General features: G+C 67.8%; 21 protein-coding genes. 13 read left to right on the top strand and 8 right to left on the bottom strand.

From position 1 onward, the window contains the following. Position 1: 1 nt before the first annotated feature. The 4 genes from CSIV_RS09295 to CSIV_RS09280 all read right to left on the bottom strand — a co-directional run bounded on the left by CSIV_RS09295 (position 2) and on the right by CSIV_RS09280 (position 5,120). Positions 2 to 1,075 carry an ABC transporter permease gene (locus CSIV_RS09295; RefSeq protein WP_077051095.1) on the bottom strand — a complete coding sequence of 358 codons (1,074 nt, stop codon included), beginning with the start codon at positions 1,073 to 1,075 and terminating at the stop codon, positions 2 to 4. Positions 1,076 to 1,142: 67 nt separating this feature from the next. Then, positions 1,143 to 2,774, bottom strand: a complete 1,632-nt coding sequence (locus CSIV_RS09290; RefSeq protein WP_077051094.1) for an ABC transporter substrate-binding protein — start codon at positions 2,772 to 2,774, stop codon at positions 1,143 to 1,145. A 232-nt stretch (positions 2,775 to 3,006) separates the two neighbouring features. After that, positions 3,007 to 3,756 carry a 3-hydroxybutyrate dehydrogenase gene (locus CSIV_RS09285; RefSeq protein ID WP_077051093.1) on the bottom strand — a complete coding sequence of 250 codons (750 nt, stop codon included), beginning with the start codon at positions 3,754 to 3,756 and terminating at the stop codon, positions 3,007 to 3,009. A 5-nt stretch (positions 3,757 to 3,761) separates the two neighbouring features. Further along, positions 3,762 to 5,120, bottom strand: coding sequence for an MFS transporter (locus CSIV_RS09280; RefSeq protein ID WP_077051092.1), 1,359 nt, complete (start codon positions 5,118 to 5,120; stop codon positions 3,762 to 3,764). A gap of 104 nt (positions 5,121 to 5,224) precedes the next feature. Here CSIV_RS09280 and CSIV_RS09275 point away from each other — a divergent pair, with 104 nt between their 5' ends. After that, the gene (locus CSIV_RS09275) at positions 5,225 to 6,127 is read left to right on the top strand and encodes a LysR family transcriptional regulator (RefSeq protein ID WP_077051091.1); all 903 of its coding nucleotides are present in this window, start codon (positions 5,225 to 5,227) and stop codon (positions 6,125 to 6,127) included. A gap of 412 nt (positions 6,128 to 6,539) precedes the next feature. Here the strand turns inward: CSIV_RS09275 and sfnG are convergent, their stop codons facing one another. Continuing rightward, positions 6,540 to 7,673: a dimethylsulfone monooxygenase SfnG gene (gene sfnG / locus CSIV_RS09270; RefSeq protein ID WP_077051090.1), complete on the bottom strand. Its 1,134-nt coding sequence runs from the start codon at positions 7,671 to 7,673 to the stop codon at positions 6,540 to 6,542. A gap of 125 nt (positions 7,674 to 7,798) precedes the next feature. Here sfnG and CSIV_RS09265 point away from each other — a divergent pair, with 125 nt between their 5' ends. Then, complete coding sequence (locus CSIV_RS09265; protein WP_202401104.1) at positions 7,799 to 8,860, top strand: LLM class flavin-dependent oxidoreductase; 1,062 nt, start codon at positions 7,799 to 7,801, stop codon at positions 8,858 to 8,860. A 326-nt stretch (positions 8,861 to 9,186) separates the two neighbouring features. Here CSIV_RS09265 and CSIV_RS09260 read toward each other — a convergent pair whose 3' ends face one another. Together CSIV_RS09260 and CSIV_RS09255 are read right to left on the bottom strand one after the other, a co-directional pair. Continuing rightward, positions 9,187 to 10,500: an O-acetylhomoserine aminocarboxypropyltransferase/cysteine synthase family protein gene (locus tag CSIV_RS09260; protein WP_077051392.1), complete on the bottom strand. Its 1,314-nt coding sequence runs from the start codon at positions 10,498 to 10,500 to the stop codon at positions 9,187 to 9,189. Then, a complete protein-coding gene (locus tag CSIV_RS09255; RefSeq protein WP_077051089.1) occupies positions 10,493 to 11,434 on the bottom strand; it encodes an ATP-grasp domain-containing protein in 942 nt (313 codons plus the stop codon). The genes CSIV_RS09260 and CSIV_RS09255 overlap by 8 nt, the downstream gene beginning before the upstream one ends. Positions 11,435 to 11,578: 144 nt before the next feature. On the opposite strand from CSIV_RS09255, the gene CSIV_RS09250 reads away from it, so the two are divergent. The 11 genes from CSIV_RS09250 (at position 11,579) to CSIV_RS09200 (ending at position 20,926) form a co-directional block, all read left to right on the top strand. Next, the gene (locus CSIV_RS09250; protein WP_077051088.1) at positions 11,579 to 12,409 is read left to right on the top strand and encodes a class I SAM-dependent methyltransferase; all 831 of its coding nucleotides are present in this window, start codon (positions 11,579 to 11,581) and stop codon (positions 12,407 to 12,409) included. An 89-nt stretch (positions 12,410 to 12,498) separates the two neighbouring features. Next, positions 12,499 to 12,894, top strand: coding sequence for a hypothetical protein (locus CSIV_RS09245; RefSeq protein WP_077051087.1), 396 nt, complete (start codon positions 12,499 to 12,501; stop codon positions 12,892 to 12,894). Positions 12,895 to 13,002: 108 nt separating this feature from the next. Then, positions 13,003 to 13,473, top strand: a complete 471-nt coding sequence (locus tag CSIV_RS09240; RefSeq protein ID WP_077051086.1) for a hypothetical protein — start codon at positions 13,003 to 13,005, stop codon at positions 13,471 to 13,473. A gap of 83 nt (positions 13,474 to 13,556) precedes the next feature. Continuing rightward, positions 13,557 to 14,492 (top strand): ABC transporter ATP-binding protein, encoded by a 936-nt coding sequence (locus CSIV_RS09235; RefSeq protein WP_077051085.1) that lies wholly within the window; start codon positions 13,557 to 13,559, stop codon positions 14,490 to 14,492. After that, positions 14,489 to 15,286, top strand: a complete 798-nt coding sequence (locus CSIV_RS09230; RefSeq protein WP_077051084.1) for an ABC transporter permease — start codon at positions 14,489 to 14,491, stop codon at positions 15,284 to 15,286. The genes CSIV_RS09235 and CSIV_RS09230 overlap by 4 nt, the downstream gene beginning before the upstream one ends. Positions 15,287 to 15,306: 20 nt before the next feature. Then, positions 15,307 to 16,413, top strand: coding sequence for a sensor histidine kinase (locus CSIV_RS09225; protein WP_077051083.1), 1,107 nt, complete (start codon positions 15,307 to 15,309; stop codon positions 16,411 to 16,413). 54 nt (positions 16,414 to 16,467) lie between these two features. Then, entirely contained in the window at positions 16,468 to 17,073 is a 606-nt protein-coding gene (locus CSIV_RS09220; protein ID WP_077051391.1) for a response regulator transcription factor, read from the top strand. 227 nt (positions 17,074 to 17,300) lie between these two features. Then, on the top strand, positions 17,301 to 18,248 hold the full coding sequence (locus CSIV_RS09215) for a hypothetical protein (protein WP_077051082.1): 948 nt from the start codon (positions 17,301 to 17,303) through the stop codon (positions 18,246 to 18,248). 12 nt (positions 18,249 to 18,260) lie between these two features. Then, a complete protein-coding gene (locus CSIV_RS09210; RefSeq protein WP_077051081.1) occupies positions 18,261 to 18,536 on the top strand; it encodes a hypothetical protein in 276 nt (91 codons plus the stop codon). Positions 18,537 to 18,747: 211 nt separating this feature from the next. Beyond that, positions 18,748 to 19,383, top strand: coding sequence for a hypothetical protein (locus tag CSIV_RS09205; RefSeq protein ID WP_139340655.1), 636 nt, complete (start codon positions 18,748 to 18,750; stop codon positions 19,381 to 19,383). Between the two features lie 106 nt (positions 19,384 to 19,489). Then, positions 19,490 to 20,926: a P-loop ATPase, Sll1717 family gene (locus tag CSIV_RS09200; protein ID WP_139340654.1), complete on the top strand. Its 1,437-nt coding sequence runs from the start codon at positions 19,490 to 19,492 to the stop codon at positions 20,924 to 20,926. Positions 20,927 to 21,121: 195 nt separating this feature from the next. Here the strand turns inward: CSIV_RS09200 and CSIV_RS09195 are convergent, their stop codons facing one another. Then, positions 21,122 to 21,508, bottom strand: a complete 387-nt coding sequence (locus CSIV_RS09195) for a DUF779 domain-containing protein (RefSeq protein ID WP_077051078.1) — start codon at positions 21,506 to 21,508, stop codon at positions 21,122 to 21,124. Positions 21,509 to 21,572: the final 64 nt, after the last annotated feature.

Here is a 21,572-nt window from a genome sequence, read left to right as displayed (position 1 = left end):
GTCAGTACCTCACTCGCGGGTCGATGATCGCCGCGATGACGTCGACGAGGAAGTTCGTGAAGGCCACGAGCACGGCGATCATGACGACGATGCCCTGGACGGCGACGAAGTCGCGCGCCTTCAGGTACTCGCTGAGCATGAAGCCGAGGCCCTTCCACTCGAACGTGGTCTCGGTGAGCACCGCGCCCGAGAGCAGCAGCGCGATCTGCAGGCCGATGACCGTGATGATCGGGATCAGCGCGGGCCGGTACGCGTGCTTCGTGACGAGGCGGTACTCCCCCACGCCGCGCGACCGCGCCGAGGTGACGTACTGCGCGCCGAGCGTGCCGATGACGTTGGTGCGGACGAGCCGCAGGAAGATGCCCGCGGTCAGGATGCCGAGCGCCAGACCCGGCAGGATCGCGTGAGTCAGCACGTCGCCCACCGCGGCTCCGTCGCCGAGGCGGATGGCATCCAGGAGATAGATGCCGCTGGGGTTGTCGAGTCCCTGGAGCTTCAACTCCGTGCGGGTGCTCGCGCGGCCGGCGACCGGCAGCACGCTCAGCCAGACCGAGAACACGAGCTTGAGCAGGAGGCCGACGAAGAAGATCGGGGTGGCGTAGCCGAGGATCGCGCCGATGCGCAGCACCGCGTCGGGCCAGCGGTCGCGACGGTAGGCGGCGAGCAGGCCGAACGGGATGCCGATCAGCAGGGCCACGATCAGCGCGTAGATCGCCAGCTCGAGGGTGGCCGAGCCGTACTGCAGCAGGATGCCGAGGACCGGACGGTTGTCGGTCAGCGTGGTGCCGAAGTCGCCGCGCAGGATGCCGCCGATGTACTCGAGGTACTGGATGAAGAGGGGGCGGTCGTATCCGGCCGCGGCGATGCGCTCGGCCAACTGCTCCGGGGGGAGGCGTCCGCCGAGGGCGGCGGTGATCGGGTCTCCGGTGACCCGCATCAGCAGGAAGACGACGGTCACGAGGATGAAGACCGTCGGGATGATCAGCAGGAGGCGGACGAGGATGTAGCGCCACAGACCGCCGCCCTTGGGGGCGACGGGCGCGGCGATGACGGGGGCGTCGACGGCGGTGGCCATGAGTACCTAACGGGGAGGAACGCGGCGGGTGCCCGGCCCCGAGAGGGACCGGGCACCCGCCCGTCGATTACTTGTGCAGCGGGGCGTAGCGGAACTTGAAGGATCCGTCGAGGACGGCACCCTCCACGCTCGCGCCGACGATCGCGACCTGCTTGCCCTGGAGCAGCGGCAGCGTCGACAGGTCGGCCGCCACCTTGTCCTGGATGTCGCCGATCTCCTGCTCGCGCGTCGTCTTGTCGGTCTGCGTCGCCTGGTCGGTGAGCAGCTGCTGGACCTCGGCGTTGTCGTAGTGGTTGCCCACGAAGTTGTCCGCCGAGAAGAACGGGGTCAGGTAGTTGTCGGCATCCGAGTAGTCCGGGAACCAGCCGAGCTGGTAGGCGGGGTACACGTCGGCGACGCGGTCCTTGGTGTACTGCACCCACTCCGTCTGCGCGAGGTTGACGGTGAACAGGCCGTCCTTCTCGAGCTGCGCCTTGACGGCGGCGTACTCGTCACCCGACGAGGGGCCGTAGTGGTCGCCGTTGTACTGCAGGTTCAGCGTGACGGGCGTCTGGACGCCGGCGGCCTCGAGGGTCGCCTTGGCCTTCGCCGCGTCCGGGTTGCCGCTGCCGTCGCCGTAGAGACCCTTCAGCGCCTCGTTGGCGCCGGCGAGACCCTGCGGAACGTAGGAGTAGAGCGGCGAGTAGGTGTCCTTGTACACGTCGGTCGCGATGGCCTGACGGTCGATCAGGTCGGCCGCGGCCTGGCGCACCGCGAGCGACTTGGCCGCGTCGGCCTCGGGCGTCGTGGCGCCGAACGGCATCGTGTCGAAGTTGAAGACGATGTAGCGGATCTCGCCGCCGGGGCCGTCGACGACCTTCACCGCGTCGTTGGACGACAGGTCGGCGATGTCGGTCGCGCTGAGGCTGCGGAACGCGACGTCGATCGCACCCGACTGCACGTCGAGCTTGAGGTTCGAGGCGTCGGCGTAGTACTTCGCCGAGATTCCGCCGTTCTCGGGCTTGGGCAGCGAGCCCTGGTAGTCGGCGTACGGCGCGTAGGAGATGAGTTCGTTCAGCTTGTACGACTCGATCGTGTACTGACCCGCGAAGGCCTTGCCCTCGACGATGGTGTCATCGGGCGTCACGGCGTCGGCCGAGAAGACCTCTTCGTCGACGATCGGCGCTGCGGGGCTCGACAGGATCTGCGGCCAGACCTGGTCGTTGCCGTTCTTGAGCGTGAAGACGACGGTGGTGTCGTCGGGCGTCGCGACGCTGTCGAGGTTGCCGAGCAGCGACGACGGGCCGTTGGGGTCGGCGATGGTGACCTGGCGGTCGAACGAGAACTTCACGTCGGACGACGTGAGGTCGTGGCCGTTGGCGAACTTCAGGCCCGACTTCAGCTTGACCGTGTACTCGGTCGGCGAGGTGAACTCGGCCGACTCGGCGATGTCGGGGGTGACGTCCGACGTGCCGTACTGGCTGTTGAGGAGGAAGGGGTAGACCTGGTTCATCACGGCGAACGAGCCGTTGTCGTACGAGCCGGCCGGGTCGATCGAGCTGATCTTGTCGGTGGTGCCGACCACGAGCGGGTCGGTGGAGCCGCTGTCGGAGCCGTTGTCGCCGCCGCCGGCGGAGCAGCCCGCCAGGACGAGGGCCGAAGCGCCGAGGGCGCCGAGTGCGAGACCGAGACGGCCTCGACCACTGGTGTGCAGTGCCATTGAGTTACCTCTGCTGTGAAGTGTCGATCGCGACAGATGCCGCAGTCCTTCGGACATCTTGGTCGTCAGCAGGCCACACACCAACTATTGGACCGTCTTTTTACGATAACGAAACCTCGGATATCTTCCGGTTTGCGTGATTCGGCGGCGGAGATGTTCCGGGCGGGAGCGCTCCCGGCGGCGGTGTGGGGTCGGCGGCAGGGCTGCTGCGGTGGGGGCCGCGGGCCGCCGGTCAGTGCGCCGACCAGCCGCCGTCCATCACGTAGCTCGTGCCGGTGACCATCGCGGCATCCGGGCCCGCGAGCCACAGGGCGAGCGACGCCACCTCCGACGGCTCGACGAGCCGCTTGATGGCGGCATCCTTCAGCAGCACGGTCTCGAGCACCTCGGACTCCGGGATGCCGTGCGCCCGCGCCTGGTCCGCGATCTGCTTCTCGACGAGTGGCGACCTCACGTACCCGGGGTCGATGCAGACGCTGGTGACCCCGCGGGGGCCGCCCTCGAGCGCCGTGGTCTTGGAAAGGCCCTCCAGTCCGTGCTTCGCGGTGACGTACGCCGACTTGTATGCCGATGCGCGTATACCGTGCACGCTCGAGACGTTGAGCACCCGTCCGAACCCCCGCTCGTACATCCCGGGGAGAGCCGCGCGGATGAGGAGGAACGGCGCCTCGAGCATCAGCCGGAGCATGAACGAGAAGCGCTCGGGAGCGAACTCCTCGATCGGACTCACGTGCTGGATGCCGGCGTTGTTGACGAGGATGTCGACGTCGAGGCTGAGGTCGGCCAGTGCCGCCGTGTCCGAGAGGTCGACCGCCCAGGCGCGGCCGCCGATCTCGTCGGCGAGAGCCTGAGCGCCCTCGGCGTTGAGATCGGCGACCGTCACGGTGGCTCCGGCCTCCGCGAACGCCCGCGCGATCGCGGCACCGATGCCGCTGGCACCGCCGGTGACGAGGGCGCGGCGTCCGCTGAGGTCGATGGTCATGATTCCTACTTCCCCCGCGCGGCGTCGGCGGCGTCGATGTCGCGGAGCGAGATTCCGCGCGTCTCCTTCAGCGACAGTACGGCGACCGACGTGACCACGCAGGCGACCACGATGTAGATCGCCACCGGCAGCCACGACCCGAAGTCGCGCAGCCACTGCGTCGCGAGGATCGGGGCGAGCGACCCGGCGAGGATCGCGGTCACCTGCGCACCGAGGGAGACGCCCGAGTAGCGCATGCGCGTCGGGAACAGCTCGGCCATGACCGCCGGCTGCGGCGCGTACATGCCGGCGTGGAACACCAGGCCGAGCGCCACGGCGGCGACGATGACGACGGGGTTGAGCGTGTCGAACATCGGGAAGGCGAAGAACGCCCAGGTCGCGCTGAGGATCGCGCCGGCGAGGTACACGGGCTTGCGGCCGATGCGATCGGCGAGGCGGCCGAGTGGGGGGATCACGGCGAAATGGATGACGTGCGCGATCAGCAGCGCGAGGAGGAGCTGGCTCGTGTCGTACGAGTGCACGAACTTCAGGTACACGATCGAGAAGCTCACGACGATGTAGTAGACGATGTTCTCCGCGAAGCGGATGCCCATGGCCTGCACGACGCCCTTCGGGTACCGGCGCAGCACCTCGACGACACCGAACGAGGTCGCCTTCTCCTGCTCGACCTGCTTCTTGGCCTCGAGGAAGATCGGCGCCTCCTCGACGTGGGTGCGGATGTAGAACCCGACCAGCACGATCACGGCCGACAGCCAGAAGGCGACGCGCCAGCCCCAGTCGAGGAACGCGGCGGGGGCGAGGATGAACGACATCACCAGCAGCACGGTCGTGGCCAGCAGGTTGCCGACCGGGACCGCCGCCTGCGGCCAGCTCGCCCAGAACGCGCGCGAGCGGTTCGGGCTCTGCTCCGCGACGAGCAGGACGGCGCCGCCCCACTCACCGCCGACCGCGAAGCCCTGGATGAAGCGCAGGGCCACGAGCATCGCGGGCGCCCAGTACCCGACGGAGGCGAAGCCGGGGAGGCATCCCATCAGGAACGTCGCGGCGCCGACGATGATGATCGTCGCCTGCAGCGTCGGCTTGCGGCCGAACCGGTCGCCGATCTGACCGAAGACGATGCCGCCCAGGGGGCGGGCGACGAAGCCGACGGCGTACGTGACGAAGGCGGCGATGATCCCGTCGAGCGGCGAGCCCGACGACGGGAAGAAGAACGTGCCGAACACCAGGCTTGCGGCCGTGGCGTAGAGGAAGAACTCGTACCACTCGACGACGGTGCCGGCCATCGAGGCGGCGACGACGCGGCGGATCTTGCTGGTCGAGATTTCAGGGGAGGCGCTGCGTTGCGCGGCGGCGGGGGATTCCATGCTGCTCCTTCGGTGTCGACGGTGACATCCGGTGATGAGTCTGCGGTGCGGTTGATTTTGCGGCAATGCCCAGACGTGCGGGTCGGGTGTGCAGAATTGCACACATGGATGCCACGAACGTCCGCGCCGACGATCTCCTGATGCTGCTCGCGGTGGCGCGCACCGGCCGTTACACCGCGGCCGCGCAGGTGCGCGGCGTCGATCACACCACCGTCGCGCGGCGCATCGCCGCCCTGCAGGATGCGCTCGGCGGACGGGTCGTCGCCGCGTCGGGCCGCGGCTGGGAACTGACGACCCTCGGCAAGCACGCCGTCGAGACCGCGGGGCGCATCGAGGCCGCGATGTCGCGGCTGTCCGGCGGGGAAGAGGAGCCGGACCCCGTCTCGGGCGTCGTCCGCATGTCGGCGACGGACGGCTTCAGCGCCTACGTCGCGGCTCCCGCGATCGCGGCGTTACGGCAGCGGCATCCGGAGCTGTCCGTCGAAATCGTGGCGACGCAACGTCGTGCGGCGCTCCACCGGCCCGGTCTGGACCTCGAGGTCGTGGTGGGGGAGCCGCAGACCTCCCGCGGCACCGCGACGCGCCTCGGCACCTACACGCTCGGAATGTACGCCTCGCGGGAGTACCTCGAGCGCGAGGGCACGCCCCGCGACCTCGCCGAGCTCGAGCAGCACCGCTTGGTGTATTTCGTCGACTCGATGCTGCAGGTGGAGGCGCTCGACCTCCCGCGGCGGCTGGTGCCGCGCATGCGCGACGGGGTGACGTCGACCAACGTCTTCGTCCACGTCGAGGCGACACGCGTAGGTGCCGGAATCGGCATGCTTCCGTGCTTCGCCGCCGATCGGCATCCGGATCTGGTCCGTCTCTTGCCCACGGTCGTCGCGGAACGCCTCCCGTACTGGATGATCGTGCGCCCGGATTCGCTGCGAATCCCCGCCGTTGCGGCACTGGCGGAGGCGCTCCGTGCGCAGACCGCCGCCGCGCAACACATGCTCGACGGGGCATAGATGTTGTCGGTGGTGTCGCACGCCCGGTCGAGTGTCCAAGACACGCCGCATGACGCGGGGTCGATACGGCGTGTCGTGGACACTCGGGGGTCGGCGGCGCCGCTCAGCGGGCTGGGGCGGCATTACGGGCGTTCGGTGTCCAAGACACGCGGACCGAGCCCGGCGGCATCCGCGTGTCTTGGACACTCAGTGGGGTTCCCGGGCGGAGGGGCTCCAGGCCGGTCTGACGGGCGCCGAATCGGTCGAGTGTCCAAGACACGCCGCATGGCGGGGGCCCGATACGGCGTGTCCTGGACACTCGGGGTTGGAGCGCCGCTCAGCGGGCTGCGGCGGTACCACGGGCGTTCGGTGTCCAAGACACGCGGACCGAGGCCGTCGGCATCCGCGTGTCTTGGACACTCAACGGGGAGCGTCAGCCCCGCGCGACGCCGATCGGGTCGCTGGTGCGGGCGAGGTCGGCCTCGAGTTCGCGCACGATCGGGATCACGGTCTCGCCGAATCGCTCGAGTTCCTCCTGGAAGTGGAGGAACCCGAGGAGGAACAGGTCGACGCCGCGCTTCTTGTACTCGATGATCCGTGTGGCGATCTGCTCGGCATCCCCGAAGAGCTGCGTACGGAAGCCGTCGTTGTACTGCACGAGGTCGTCGAACGTCGAGTCGGCCCACATGCCCTTCTTGTCGGCGGTGGCGTTGCCGGCCTCCTGCACGCTCTTGCGGAAGCCCTCAACGGCGCCGCCGTCGGCGTGCGCGATGATCTCGCGCAGCTGCTGCTCCGCCTCGGCTCGGCTGTCGCGCTGGATGACGAAGCCGTTGAGACCGAAGCGCGTGCGGCGGCCGTGTTCGGCCGCGATACGGGTCACGTCGTCGTACTGCTCGGTGAAGCCGTCGAAGTCCTTGCCGTTGGAGAAGTACCAATCGGCGTAGGCGCCGCCGTTGAACCGTGCCGCCGTGGAGTTGCCGCCCTGGAAGATGTCGGGGTGCGCGCGTCCCGGCACCTCGTACGGGAACGGGCGGAGCGTGAAGTCGGTGATGTCGTAGTACTTCCCGTGGAACGAGAACTTCTCCTGTGTCCACAGACCGCGCAGGATCTGGATGAACTCCGCCGCGCGCTCGTAGCGCTCGTCGTGTTCGAGCCACTCGAGTCCGAGGTCGGTGTACTCGTCCTTGAACCAGCCGCTGACGACGTTCACGGCGGCACGGCCGTGCGAGAACTGGTCGGCGGTGTTGATGAACTTCGCCAGGACCGCCGGATGCCAGATCCCGGGGTGGATGGCCGAGATGACCTTGAGCTTCTCGGTGGCCAGCAGCAGCGCGAGGCTGATCGACGTGGATTCGTGCTGCTGCGCGGCGCCGTAGCTCGAGGCGTACCGCACCTGGCTGAGCGCGTACTCGAACCCGACGCGCTCTGCCGTGCGCGCGAGCTCGACGTTGTAGTCGAGACCCCAGTCGGTGCGCTGCTCGATGGAGCTGATCACCAGCCCGCCGCTGACGTTGGGGACCCAGTAGGCGAACTTCAGGGGCTCGTGCGTGGGGGCGATGTCGGTCATGGGGTTCTCCTCGCGGATCGGAACCCGGCTACCGTCGCACTGCCCTCGTCGAGGGTCAACGACATGTGACGGACCGTGTCCTCGCATGACGACACACGCCGTTCGACCGGGTGAGGATGGATGCCATGACCTCCCCCCAGCGCGTGCGTTTCGGCTACTGGACCCCGATCTTCGGCGGGTGGCTCCGTAACGTCGACGACGAGCAGACGCCGGTGTCGTTCGCTCACATCGCGGAGATCGCGCGGGCGGCGGAGGAGGGCGGGTTCGACCTCACGCTCATCCCGGAGCTGAACCTCAACGACATCAAGGGCGTCGAGGCGCCGTCGCTCGACGCGTGGGCGGTGACCGCGGCACTCGCGGCGGTGACGTCGAAGCTGGAGCTGCTCGCGGCGGTGCGCCCGGGGTTCCACAACCCGTTCCACACCGCGAAGCAGGCGGCGACGATCGACGAGATCAGCGGGGGACGCTTCACGCTGAACGTCGTGTCGGCGTGGTGGGCCGAGGAGGCGAAGCAGTACGACGGGCTGTTCAGCGCCCACGACGACCGCTACGCGCGCACGATCGAGTGGGTCGAGGTGCTCCGCGGCCTGTGGACGCAGACACCGTTCGCGTACGAGGGGGAGTACTACCGCACCGAGGGCACGTTCCTCGAGCCGAAGCCCCGCGTGATTCCGCGTCTCTACGCCGGCGGTGAGAGCGAGGCCGGACGCACCGCGATCACGCGTTTCGCCGACGCGTACCTGACGCACGGCGGCACGCTCGACGAGCTCGAGGCGAAGGTCGCCGACATGCGACGTCGCCGCGCCGAGGCCGGCGCAACGCCGTTCGAGGCGTTCGGCATGGCGGCGTACGGCATCGTCCGTGACACCGAGGAAGAGGCTCAAGCTGAGATCGACCGCATCACCGACGTGCGCGGGGGAGCGGCGTACGGCTCGTACCAGGACTTCGTGAGCAAGTCGAAGCTCGACACCCAGGTCGACCTCAAGGAGTACTCGGTCTCGAACCGCGGCCTGCGCCCGAACCTCGTCGGCACGCCCGATCAGGTGGCCGAGCGCATCGTCGCGTTCGCGAACGTCGGCGTCTCGACGCTGCTGCTGCAGTTCTCGCCGCACCTGTCCGAGCTGCAGCGGTTCGCCGCCGACGTGATCCCGCGCGTGCGTCGGCTCGAGGCGCTGCGCGACGCCTGACGACCGCGCCGAGGGTTCGGTCCGACACCTGCGCGCCGCAAGTTCAGTGTCCAAGACACGCGGACAGGCGGTCGCGGCATCCGCGTGTCTTGGACACTCAGCGGGAGGGAACTACCGGGGGAGGCCCGGGTTCAGCCGTCCTCGACGTCGCACTCGCAGGTCACCGCGAAGACAGCGGCCGCCGGCGCAGCGCTCGACGCCGAGCCTGTTGGTTGAGTGTCCAGAACACGCGGACCGGATGCCGCGGCATCCGCGTGTCTTGGACACTCAACGCCGAAACGCCTGGCGCCCACACCGCCGGCGCCGCCGCGCGAGAACCCCGCGCGCTACGCCGCCGCGCGGAGCGCCTGGTCGAGGTCGGCGATGAGGTCGGCGGCATCCTCGAGCCCGATCGACAGGCGGATGAGCCCGTCGTGGATGCCGAGGCGGTCGCGCACCTCTTGCGTGAAGCCGAGGTGGGTCGTGGTCGCGGGGTGCAGCGCCATCGAGCGCGTGTCGCCGATGTTGGTCATGCGGCTGAACAGGCGCAGCGCGTCGAAGAAGCGCTCCGCTCCGTCGCGTCCGCCGCGCACGGTGAACGAGAACACCGAGCCGGTGAGCCCGCCGTAGTCGCGCACGGCGAGCGCGTGCTGCGGGTGGGAGGGGAGTCCCGCGAAGTCGACGCTCTCGACGAGCTCGTGGCCGTCGAGCCACTCGGCGATCTCACGAGCGGATGCCACGTGCTGACCCATCCGCACCGAGAGCGTCTCCATGCCCTGCTGCAGGAGGAAGCCGTTCAGCGGCGACAGCGCGGGGCCGGTGTCGTTGGCGATCCCGAAGCGCAGGTACAGCTCGAACGCGCGGGGGCCGAAGGCGTCGACGTACGAGGGGTGTCTGGCGATCGCGGTGTCGGTGATCCCGGGATACGGACGGGAGGCGCCGGCCCAGTCGAACGTCCCGCCGTCGACGACCGCTCCCGCGAGGTTGGCCCCGTGGCCGGAGAGGAACTTCGTCGCGGAGTGCACGACGATGTGAGCGCCGTGCTCGATCGGTCGCAGGAGGAACGGCGTGGCGATCGTGTTGTCCACGACGAGCGGCAGACCGTGACGCTCGGCGATCCGTGCGACGCGAGCGATGTCGACGACGTCGTTCTTGGGGTTCGGCAGCGTCTCGGTGAAGATGGCCTTCGTTTCGGGCCGGATCAGGGCATCCCATTCGGCGTCGTCGTCGGGATCCCAGACGTACTCGACCGTCACTCCCAGGCGCGCGAAGGTGCGGTCGAAGAGCACACGCGTGCCGCTGTAGATGCTGGCCGTCGACACGATGTGCTCGCCCGCGCCCGCGAGTCCGAGCAACGTTGCGGTGATGGCGGCCTGACCCGACCCGACGACGAGCGCGCCCGTTCCGCCCTCCAGCGACGCGAGCCGTGCCTCGGCGACCTGGTTGGTGGGGTTGAGGTTGCGCGAGTACAGGTGCCCCAGGTCGGCGCCGGCGAAGCGATCGGTCGCCTCCTGGAACGACGCGAACCGATAGGCAGCCGATAGATGCACGGGCGTCACGCGCGAGCCGTGGGTGAGGTCTTCCACCTCGCCGGCGTGCACCTGGCGGGTCGAGAACCCGAAGCCGTCCCAGTCGCGGTGGGGTTCAGCGGGCTCAGCCACGCGCACCCACCGCCTCGTGCGGAAGCAGCGCCCCGAGCCAGCGGGCGATCTCGCGCGGACCGGAACGGGGAGCGGATGCCTCGACGTCGGGGTTGTAGTTCGTGTTCGTGTTCACGTCATAGGTGACGACCCGGCCGTCGCGCGTCTCGATGAACTCGATGCCGGCGACGCCGATCCCCTCCGCCGCGAGGAAGGCGAGGTATCGGTCGATGATGGCCGGGTCGACGTCGTCGCGGAGGCGGAACAGCGGCTCGGGCTCCACGCCGTCGGCACCGGGGATCGCGCACGCTTCGGCCGGGCACAGCTCGAAGCTGCCCGCGCTCGTGTCGACCCGCACGGCGTAGACGAACTGGCCGCCCACGAATTCGGCGCGCGTGATGAACGGCGCGCGAGCGACCAGCAGCTCCTGCAGCAGCGTGATGCCGTCGGGCGACGGCTCGAAGTCGGCGCTGTCGACCCACGCCGCGAACTCGGCGTGCGACTCCCACCGGCGCACGCCCAGGCCCTTGCCGCCCTGATTGTGCTTGCTGATGAACGGCGCCTCGAACTCCTCGGCCTTCGCCCCGAGCTGCGCGGTACCGAACACCGCCGTCGTGCGCGGGACCTCGACGCCCGCGTGCCGGAGCGCGGCGTGCTGCGCCACCTTGCTGACCTCGAGCTCGAGGACGTCGGCGCCGTTCACGACCGTGCGACCCCACGAGGCGAGCCAGCGCAGCACCGCACGGCCGTACTCCTTGCTCGCGGCGTGGTCGCGCGTGTGGGCGGAGGCGCTCAGGCGCGACCAGAACACACCCTCCGGAGGCTCGACGGAGAGATCGATGGACCCGTCGGTCAGCAGCCATTCCTCCAGCGGCACCCCTTCCGCCTCGAAGGCCACCTGGAATGGCGGCAGCCACTGGGGGTTCTCATGGATCACGTACACACTGCCCGACATGCCGCCAGGCTAACCCGGCCCTCCGACACCGGCACAGGCCCGCGTCACGCACGGTCACGGCGGCCTTTCGATCCGAAGGCGCAGCCTGGCGACCCGGCATCCACGTGTGTATCGTCGCAAGGCTGTGCCGTCGGAAGGGATGCCATGACCACCGAGTACCTCGATGCGAACCGCGCCAACTGGAACGAGCGCGCCACCCTGCACGCCGCCCGGGACGGATCGGGATACGGCGTGCTGCGCTACGTGGAGGACCGCGACGCGCTCAGCGACGTCGTGCGGTTCGACCAGCCGCTGCTCGGCGACCTCAAGGGGAAGCGCGCCGTGCACCTGCAGTGTCACATCGGCACCGACACGCTGTCGCTCGCGCGCCTCGGCGCCCGGGTGACGGGCCTCGACTTCTCGGAGAACGCGGTCGCGGAAGCCCGGCGGCTCGTGGCCGAGACGGGGGATTCCGTCGATTTCGTCCGATCGGACGTCGCGCACGCCCTCGACGTCCTCCCGAGTGGCGAGTTCGACCTCGTCTACACGGGGATCGGGGCGCTGTGCTGGCTGCCGTCGATCACGGAATGGGCCGGTGTGGTCGCGGATCTGCTGGCTCCCGGCGGCACGCTGCACATCCGCGAGGGGCACCCGGTGCTGTGGTCGATGAACGAGACGCTCCCGGGGCTCACGCTCGCATTCCCCTACTTCGAGCAGCCCGCCCCGCTGGAATGGGATGACGACAGCACCTACGTCGAGGTGTCCGCTCCGCTGCAGTCCACCCGGACGTACGAGTGGAACCGCAGCCTCGGCGAGATCGTCACGGCGCTGCTCGACCGTGGCCTGCGGCTCGACGCGCTCATCGAGCACGACAGCGTGCCGTGGGAGGCCCTCCCCGGCCGGATGACCCTGCGCGCCGACGGCGAATACGCCCTCACCGAGCAGCCGTCCGTCATGCCGCTGAGCTACACGCTCCGCGCGTCGAAGCCGGCCTGACCTCGCACATGATCTGGCGAAGAAGTGCGCTGCCTCTCTTCCTTGCGACCGTGCTCGCCCTATCGGGCTGCTCGACGAAGGAAGCCGCAATGAGTCCGGAAGAAGCACGCGATCAGGCCCTGACGATCCTCAACGGCACGATAGAAGCCGCGGGAGGAAGCGATTGGACCCTGGATCGACAGGGTTTCGCCGCCCCGCAGGAATGCCGGGTCGACAATCAGGACGGCGTTTCCTTCACCCATGGCGCTTTCACGACGAATCTTGGGACCGACCCCGCTGCAGACGTTCAACGTGTCGCGGACTACTGGACCTCGCTGGGCATTGACTCGCGCGTCACGTCTAACCCCGTCCCCGCGGTCTTCGGCAGCGGAGGACCGGTCAAGGCCATCTCCTTCGCAACGGCACCCACCTATGCGATCAGCTTGGGTGGTGTCTGCGTGCCCGGGAATCCGTGCGACTACTACGACCAGTCCCCGGCGGGCTGAGTATCCGAACCGCATAGTCTGTGTCACTCGCGGCGGCGACCTCGGCGGGTCGACCGAAGCGGCCGGTTCCGGGGCGTCGCGAGGCCATCGGGGGAGGAGTTCACGATTTTGGATGCCACCCGCCCCGCGCTCGCACTCCTTGCGGCAGCCGCGCTCACCCTGACCGGCTGCGCACCGACCCCGCTGCCGACCTACGAGGCGGTCCGCAGCCAGGCGCAGGCGGCGATGCAGCGCGTCGTCGACGAGCTCCCGAGCGGCATCCGCGTCGAGAAGAATCCCTCGGACAAGCCTTTCGGATGCGAAGGGGAAGGCGTCTTCTACACCGGCCAGTGGACGGTGTTCCCTCCCGAGGGCTTCGACGGTCAGAGTTTCGTCGATGGGCTCCCCGCGGCGCTCGGTTCCGACTTCCGCACCGATGACCGAGGTCTCGAACTCAACTATCCGGCCGCGAGTTTCATTGCCCCCGGATACTCCAACAGCACTGTCGACGTTTCGGTGCTCACACGCGACGAGGGAGTCGTCGTCGATATCCTTTCGACTTCGCAGTGCGCGCAGCGGCCCGCGACCGAAGCGCCGTAACCGCGCCACCCATGACGAACGTCACCCCCACAAGGTGACCCCCGCCCCAGGCACGGGGCACGGCGCCGGGCCAGCATGAGGACATGACCTCCTCCAGCACCGCCCCCGCCGCGATCGACGCGCGGGGCGTCGTCAAGAGCTTCGGCTCCGTCCACGCCGTCCGCGGCGTCGATCTGCGGGTGCAGCCCGGCGAGATCGTGGCGTTCCTCGGCCCGAACGGCGCCGGCAAGACCACCACGATCGACATGATCCTCGGCCTCACGAACCCCGACTCGGGCTCCATCAGCGTCTTCGGGTACACCCCGCGCGGGGCGGTGTCGCGCGGCCTCGTCTCCGCCGTCCTGCAGACGGGGGGTCTGCTGAAAGACCTCACGGTCCGCGAGACGGTCGAGCTGACGGCATCCCTGTTCGCCGAGAAGCGTCCCGTCGACGAGGCGCTGGAGCGGGCCGGCATCCGGGATCTGGCGAATCGCCGCGTCGGACTCTGCTCGGGCGGCGAGCAGCAGCGGCTGCGCTTCGCGATGGCGCTCGTGAGCGACCCGGCGCTGCTGATCCTCGATGAGCCGACCACCGGCATGGACGTCGAGGCCCGTCGCTCGTTCTGGAACGCGATCCGGACGGATGCCGCCCGCGGCCGCACCGTGATGTTCGCAACGCACTACCTCGACGAGGCCGACGAGTACGCCGACCGCATCGTGCTGATGCGCAGCGGCCAGATCGTCGCCAACGGCACCACGGCCGAGATCAAGAACCTCGTCTCGGGTCGGATCGTGCAGGCGACGATCCCGGATGCCGACATCACGGCGCTCGCGTCCCTCCCGGGCGTCGATTCGGTCGAGGCCGCCGGCGAGCGCGTGACGCTGCACACCCGCGATTCCGACGCCCTCGCGCGCCACCTCCTGGCGGAAACCCCCGCGCGGGATCTCGAGATCACCGCGCGAAACCTCGAGAGCGTGTTCGTCGCGCTCACCATCGACTCCCCGGCATCCGCCGACGCCTCGAACGGAGCAACCCGATGACCGCCATCAGCCGCGACCGTCCCGCCCCCGTGCTGGGGGGTTTCACGCTCACGTATCTGCGGATCGAGCTGGTCCGCAAGCTCCGCAACCCGCGGGCGCTGTTCTTCACCGTGGCGTTCCCGGTGCTGATGTTCTTCATCATCGGCTACCAGATGCTCGACGAGCCCCTGACGCAGGTGCCGGTGGCCGACGGGGGAGTGTCGGTGGCCGCGTACATCATGGTCTCGATGGCGATGTACGGCGCGATGATGTCGGCCACCCAGACGGGTGCCGCCGTCGCCGTCGAGCGCGCGCAGGGCTGGACGCGGCAGCTGCGCCTCACGCCGCTGAATCCGCTCGTCAACGTGATCGTGAAGCTCCTGGCGGGCATGCTGTTCGGACTCATCGCCGTGATCGCGACGTATGTCGTGGCATCCCTGGTCGGGGTTGAGCTGTCGGCGGGGCAGTGGATCGTCACGGGTCTGGCCGCATGGCTCCTGGCCGGGGCGGTGTTCACGACGCTCGGACTCATGGTCGGGTACATGGTGCCGGGCGAGAACGTCGCGCAGATCACGAGCCTCGCGGTGGTGCTGCTGTCGTTCCTCGGCGGGCTGTTCTACCCGCTGTCGTCGATGCCCGACTTCCTGCAGACGGTCGGCAAGCTGACGCCCGTGTACGGCATCGCCGAGCTGGCGCGTGCGCCGCTGACGGGGGATGCCTTCGACCTCGGCGCCCTGATCAACGCGGTGGTGTGGCTCGCGGTGTTCGTCGCCGGCACGGTGTACTTCTTCCGGCGGGACACGCGGCGTTCGTGAGCCGCTCTATCGTGAACGACATGGACGAGAAGACCAGCCCGGGACGCTTCCGCGTTCCGGGCCGGCGCTCGTTCACGCGGGGCTGGTTCATCGGCGGCGGGCTCTCGCTGATCTGGACCTTCCCGACGCTGCTGTCGATCTGGGAAGTGCCCGATCCCGTCGCTCACGCCGTGGGGACTCTCATCGTGGTGGTGTTCGCGGCGGTGTTCCTCGTGAGCGTCCCGTTCGCGCGCCGGACGACCTCGGGGTGGCGCCGACTGATCCCGGCCGCGGTGATGTTCGCCCTCAGCCTGAGCCTCACGCCCTGGATCGGCGAAGACGTGCGGTGGATGTGGACGTTCGTCGGCGTCGCGGTCGCGGTGTCGAGCGTCGCACGGCGCCCTACGTGGATCCTCGTGCTGCTGCTGAGCGCGCTGTCGTTCGTGGTGGGGGAGCGGAGCGGCGCCGACACCTTCACGAACGTGCTGAACTCGGCGATCATCCTCTCCATCTCGATCATGATGCTGAGCTTCGTGCAGAACATCACGACCCTCGAGCGACTCCGCGCCGCGCAGGAACAGGTCGCCGAGCTCGCCGCCGAACGCGAGCGCAGCCGCGTCGCGCGCGACGTGCACGACATCCTCGGCCACTCGCTGACCGTGATCACGGTGAAGGCCGAGCTCGCCGGAAGACTGATGGATGCCGGATCCCCGGCCGCCCGCGACGAGGTGGCACAGATCGAGCAGCTGTCGCGCGGTGCGCTGGCCGACGTCCGCGCGACGGTGCACGGGTATAGAGGTGTGAGCATCAGCGGCGAGCTCGCCGCGGCCCGTGCGGCGCTGGAGAGCGCCGGGGTCGCGCCCGAGCTGCCCGGGTCGACGGATCAGGTGCCGTCCGACCGGCGCGAGCTCGCGGGGTGGGTGGTGCGCGAGGCCGTGACGAACGTGGTGCGGCACGCCGAGGCATCCGTGTGCCGGGTGTCGCTGGACTCTCGCTCGGTGGAGGTCGCCGACGACGGGCGCGGGCCGTCGGGCGCATCGTCCGGCTCGGGGCTGTCGGGACTGCGCGAGCGCGTCGAGACAGCCGGCGGCCGCATGTCGGTGGGTCGCAGCGACCTCGGCGGATTCCGAGTGAGGGTGACCTGGTGATCGATATGACCTTGGGTCGCAGCGACCTCGGCGGATTCGGGGCGGGGTGACGTGGTGATCCGACTTCTCATCGCGGACGATCAGGCGCTCGTGCGCGGCGCCCTCGCCGCGCTGCTCGGTCTGGAGCCCGACATCGAGGTCGTCGCCCAGGTGGGCCGCGGCGACGAGGTGGTCGAGGCCGCCCGCGCGTCCGAGGCGACCGTGGCGCTGCTCGACATCGAGATGCCCGGTATCGACGGCATCGCCGCCGCGTCTCTTCTGCGCACGCAGGTTCCCGGATGCCGCGCCCTCATCGTCACGACGTTCGGCCGGCCCGGATACCTCGCGCGTGCCATGCAGGCCGGGGCGTCGGGGTTCGTGGTGAAGGACACCCCCGCGGCGGAGCTGGCGGATGCCGTGCGGCGGGTGTCGGCCGGGTACCGCGTGGTGGACCCGGTTCTAGCCGCCGAGTCGTTGGCGCAGGGCGACTCCCCGCTGACCGAGCGAGAGACGGACGTGCTCGCCGCCGCCCGCGCCGGAGGGTCGATCGCCGACATCGCCCGCATGGTGCACCTGTCCGAGGGGACGGTGAAGAATCACCTGTCCAGCGCGATCGGGAAGACCGGCGGGCGGAATCGGGCGGATGCCGTGCGGGTGGCGGTGGAGCGGGGGTGGCTGTGATGCCGCCGCTTCGGCTTTGTTCATTCACGGGGTGAGCGCGGTGCGTCGGGCGTTCGGCGGACAAGACGACTTCGCCGGGTGAACTCGCGCCCATCTGGGCATGCAAACATGTCCGCCTCTCTACGCTCGACCTTCGAGCACCGCACACGCCGCGCTCAGCACGAGTAGCGATCGCCCTTTGGCTGTGTTCTGGCTCGCCGGGCGATCGCGTGACGAGAGGTGAGCCCATGAAGATTGCCCGCGGAACACGGCCGACGCGACACCTGCGTTCCCTGGCGATCCTCGCGGTCGCGAGCTGCGTCGTCACTTTCTCCGCATCGGCTGCGAGCGCCGACACTGTCGTCGACACGACGGATGTGGCGACCGTCGTGTCCCTCGTATCCGACGCCGCGCCCGCGGGCTCGCGCCCTGCCGAGGCCGTGGAAGTCGACGGCTCGTTCGCCGCATCGACAGCGGAGACTGACACATCGATCCCGGTCGACCCCGCCAGCCCCGTCGAGGTGTCCACCGAAGTCGCCGGACGCACCGTAGTCGCCAAGATCGATCTACCCTCTGACCTTGGCCTGGATGACGGCGAGATCGGGCAGGACGGCACCGTTGTGTATCCGAGCGCGGACGACGCAACGCTGGCGGTTCAGTCACTCGAGAACGGTGACACCCGTGTGCAGACCGTCATCCCCGACCGCGACGCAACGCACGAAGCGGCGTTCGGTCTCGACGGATATCGAGCGGTCATCGACGCCGTGGGGAACGCGGGCTTCCTGCAAGAGGGTCGCGACGGCATCTACGTGCCCGTGGCAGCCGCGTGGGCGACCGACGCCGCCGGCGTCCCGGTTCGGACGTACTACGAGGTGCGGGGCGACCGCCTGGCACAGGTCGTCGTGCCATCGGCGACGACGGTTTACCCGGTGGTCGCAGATCCCACGTGGGGGTGGCGCAACGCGGCGTGGGGCCTGACCCTGAGCCGCTCCGAGACGGCGAGCATCAAGGACTACGCGGCCGCATCCGGCTTCTGCACCGCCCTGGTGAAGTCGAAAGGACTCGCCGTGGCCTGCGGCGCCTGGGCTGCCTACCTCCAAATCCAGGCAGCGACAGCGAACCGCCAGTGGCCGCGGGGATGCCTGCACATCGTCGTCGCACCTTTGCCCGGCGCGATCTCGCACACGTACTGCTGAGCGGAGCGACTCGTGACGTACGTTCTGGAACTCATCCGGACCCCGGTGGCAGTCTGCGTGCTGTTGGCCGTTATCGGCGTCGGACTCGGGCTCGGCTATGACGCCCACCGACGGGTCGCGGCCGTGATCCCGATCGTGGCCGCTATGGCCGCGGGGCTTCTCGTTGGAGCGATGGCGCCTGAGGTGTCGCTGGCGACGCCAACGCTCGCCCTGGGGTTCGTTCTGACGATCTTGGTGCGAGGCGCGAGGTCACGGCGGCTCACCGAGCACGCGGACGCCGACGGATAACGAAAGTGGAGGGCGGGAGCGGTGCGAATGTGTACCGCTCCCGCATCCGAGCGCCTGAAAATCGTTAGGTCACGGGATCGACGCCCGTCGGAGCCACAAGGACCGTCGTTACAACGGCCCCAGAAACCCAAAGACCGCGCTTAGCAAGCTCGAATCGGAGCTCGCAAGCATCGATGAGGAACTCCGACCCAGCAAGACCACACTCGAAGAGTTGGCAAAGGCCAAGGCGAGTGTTGAGAAGGGGCTAACGCTTTACGAACAACTCGAGGAACTGCGCCAGGCGCTGACAGCTGTGATGGCTGACAGTGCAAAGGAGGTAGCAATCGCGGCTGGCTCCATAAGCTATACGTTGCTCGATGCGTTCTCGCAGGAGATGGCCGACCTGCTCGAAGCGTGGGGGTTCCCCGACAGCTCGAGCGTGAGATACGACTGCGCTGATCAGGACGTGATTGCCGGTGGACAGGCGCGGGCTGCGCATGGCAAGGGCGTACGCGCGATTCTCCACGCCGCTTTCACTGTGACGCTAGGGCAATACTGCGTCAACAATGGGCTCCCTCATCCGGGCTTCGTCATCATCGATTCCCCGCTGGTGACGTACAGACCACCTGACGAGCTCGAGCCCACTTCAGACGAGCCTGACTCTATGCCGTCCGACTTGGTCTCGCGCTTCTACGAATCCCTCCAGAACTATGTCGGTCTGCAGGTCATCGTCATGGAAAACACGGATCCTCCAGATGGGATCCCCGATGGGGTAATCGACGTGGTGTTCACCAAGTCTGCGATCGGGCGTTACGGCTACTTCCCCGTCAGCAGTCGCCCGAAAGCTCTGGCCCCCTCGCAGAGCTAGTTCGGGACGATCCCTGAGTTGGAGCCGTCTCAAGCTACCAAAACCAACGAGCACGACGCCCCCGAAAGGGTCGCGCGACTCTCAGGCCCATCGGTAAGCTCGGCGAATGAGTAACGGTGCGCTTCCAAAATTCGAGCTACTGAACTTCGGCGAACTCGACGCCGCACTCGAAGCGCTGGAGATGCCTGAGCTACTTTTGCATGGGTACTACGACTACAACCAGGCCGTCCAACACGTCTTGGACGGACGAACCTGGCTGATCCTCGGACCAAAGGGATCCGGGAAGTCCGCTGTTCTGGAACATCTACGGCTTCGCTGGGCCGGCCAGTGGAATCGGTTCTACACGGGATGGAACCTAGCCGGGTTTCCAGTGAACGACATGACCAACATCCCCATGGGACAGTCCCGGGGCGGGTCCCGCAACCAAGCAGCGTGGGAGTTCGTCCTCCTCCTTCGACTCGTCGAATCACTTTCAGCGGACGAGGGGCTAAAGGTTGACGCCAAGTTCTACGCCATTGTGAAGAACCTGCGAGCGAAAGGCCTGCTGACGTCTGACTGGTCGGCATCGGTTGCGATTTGGTCGAGTTCCACTTTCAAATTGGACCTCAAGATCTTCTCGACTGAGTCGCGCGTGGACGCATCTACCATCACCCCGCTCGAGGCCAACACCTATTTGAAGCAGATGATCGAGTGGTGCTCAACAGATAGCAAACATGTGATCGCACTGGACGGGCTGGACTCGTTCTTCTTCGAGCAGAAGGACGAGTGGACGTCCCTGGCGGGTCTCATGCAAGCTGGATTGAGTCTGAATCGCTTCTTGAAAGAGCACAAACTCCCCGTCTCAATCGTCATAGCGGCCAGGTCCGACGTTTTCGACGTGCTTCCCGGGCCTGAAATAAACCGACTGAAGTCTCATGCCGTGTATCTGGACTGGCACGCCAATGGAATCGGAGCCAAGAACCACCTCTGGAAGCTGCTGACCCACAAAGCACAGGTTGGAGCGCCGGATGTGACCAGCGTGGTCGGACAGTACTTATCAAAGAGCGTTACGGTGGGTCCACACATGGAACTCCCCGAATACCTGCTTGATCACACGCGTCTGCTGCCGCGCGACGCCGTTGCTCTGATGCGCCACCTCCAGAAGGCCTACCGGGGAAACGGGAAGGTTCCTGAAGAGAATGCGAAGGCGGCGGTGAGATCGTACTCCGAGGAGTACTTTGTCGGAGAGATCTTTGACAACCTTGCGGGCGTCCTGGACGAGGACAGGGCAAGAAACTTGGGGGCGTTCAAAGACGCCCTTCGCACATCGCCTAGCCGTTTTTTCACGTTCGAATACGTCTGCGCCGAGGTCAAGGGCGAACTCGATGAGACCGAGGTCAAGCAACTGCTGAAGCAGATGTTTGAGATCGGTGGGATCGGCATCCGAAACGGCTCATACACAGATTTCGTGTATCGGCGTGTGGGCGGGGCCGGCTTCACCACCCGCCATGGTTTCATGCTCCACGACGCCCTCACCCGCGCGTGGAACAGGCCTTGGAGATAGATCCCACGCGGACAAATTACCTGACAGGTCTTTGATCCTGGGTCGGTCCCGGGCCGGGAACCCGGCTGAAACCACACACAACCAACGAGCACGAAGTCCGCGGAATTACGCGGCAAACGAGCACCCGTGGGCACCCGCAAACCCGGCGAATACAACTGAGAATCGTGACGTCACGAGTTCGCGAACCCGCCCCACCTAAACCCCAACCCCGAACGCCACCGCCTCCTCCTCGGTCAGCATCCGCGATCGAATGAGGAACCGCATCCCGGTCGGTCCCTCGACCGAGAACCCGGCACCCCGTCCCGGCACGACGTCGATCGTGAGGTGTGTGAACTTCCAGTACTCGAACTGCGACTCGGACATGTAGACCTCGATCGGGTCGTCGAGACCGACGTCGATGCTGCCGAGGTGCACGTCGCTGGGGCCGGTGAGGAACATCCCCACCGGGTAGCACATGGGGGAGCTGCCGTCGCAGCAGCCGCCCGACTGGTGGAACATCAGCGGGCCGTGCTTCGCCGTCAGGTCGCGTAGCAGCGCGGCCGCGGCATCCGTCACGTCCACGCGGGAGAGCTGTGTCGTCATGTCCCACTCCTTTCGATTCATGTCCCAAAAGTTGTCGATATGGCGGCCCCGAAACCGCAACAAG

It is taken from the genome of Microbacterium sp. CSI-V (genome assembly GCF_001984105.1).
In the GTDB taxonomy this organism is placed as follows: domain Bacteria; phylum Actinomycetota; class Actinomycetes; order Actinomycetales; family Microbacteriaceae; genus Microbacterium.
Note: the sequence above shows the minus strand (reverse complement) of the source record. Positions and strands in the feature narration are given on the sequence as shown.

Excerpts from the sequence above, each read along its gene's own strand:
- CSIV_RS09295 (WP_077051095.1), bottom strand. The coding sequence starts at position 1,075 with ATGGCCACCGCCGTCGACGCCCCCGTCATCGCCGCGCCCGTCGCCCCC.
- CSIV_RS09290 (WP_077051094.1), bottom strand. The coding sequence starts at position 2,774 with ATGGCACTGCACACCAGTGGTCGAGGCCGTCTCGGTCTCGCACTCGGC.
- CSIV_RS09285 (WP_077051093.1), bottom strand. The coding sequence starts at position 3,756 with ATGACCATCGACCTCAGCGGACGCCGCGCCCTCGTCACCGGCGGTGCC.
- CSIV_RS09280 (WP_077051092.1), bottom strand. The coding sequence starts at position 5,120 with ATGGAATCCCCCGCCGCCGCGCAACGCAGCGCCTCCCCTGAAATCTCG.
- CSIV_RS09275 (WP_077051091.1), top strand. The coding sequence starts at position 5,225 with ATGGATGCCACGAACGTCCGCGCCGACGATCTCCTGATGCTGCTCGCG.
- sfnG (WP_077051090.1), bottom strand. The coding sequence starts at position 7,673 with ATGACCGACATCGCCCCCACGCACGAGCCCCTGAAGTTCGCCTACTGG.
- CSIV_RS09265 (WP_202401104.1), top strand. The coding sequence starts at position 7,799 with ATGACCTCCCCCCAGCGCGTGCGTTTCGGCTACTGGACCCCGATCTTC.
- CSIV_RS09255 (WP_077051089.1), bottom strand. The coding sequence starts at position 11,434 with ATGTCGGGCAGTGTGTACGTGATCCATGAGAACCCCCAGTGGCTGCCG.
- CSIV_RS09250 (WP_077051088.1), top strand. The coding sequence starts at position 11,579 with ATGACCACCGAGTACCTCGATGCGAACCGCGCCAACTGGAACGAGCGC.
- CSIV_RS09245 (WP_077051087.1), top strand. The coding sequence starts at position 12,499 with ATGAGTCCGGAAGAAGCACGCGATCAGGCCCTGACGATCCTCAACGGC.
- CSIV_RS09235 (WP_077051085.1), top strand. The coding sequence starts at position 13,557 with ATGACCTCCTCCAGCACCGCCCCCGCCGCGATCGACGCGCGGGGCGTC.
- CSIV_RS09230 (WP_077051084.1), top strand. The coding sequence starts at position 14,489 with ATGACCGCCATCAGCCGCGACCGTCCCGCCCCCGTGCTGGGGGGTTTC.
- CSIV_RS09225 (WP_077051083.1), top strand. The coding sequence starts at position 15,307 with ATGGACGAGAAGACCAGCCCGGGACGCTTCCGCGTTCCGGGCCGGCGC.
- CSIV_RS09215 (WP_077051082.1), top strand. The coding sequence starts at position 17,301 with ATGAAGATTGCCCGCGGAACACGGCCGACGCGACACCTGCGTTCCCTG.
- CSIV_RS09200 (WP_139340654.1), top strand. The coding sequence starts at position 19,490 with ATGAGTAACGGTGCGCTTCCAAAATTCGAGCTACTGAACTTCGGCGAA.
- CSIV_RS09195 (WP_077051078.1), bottom strand. The coding sequence starts at position 21,508 with ATGACGACACAGCTCTCCCGCGTGGACGTGACGGATGCCGCGGCCGCG.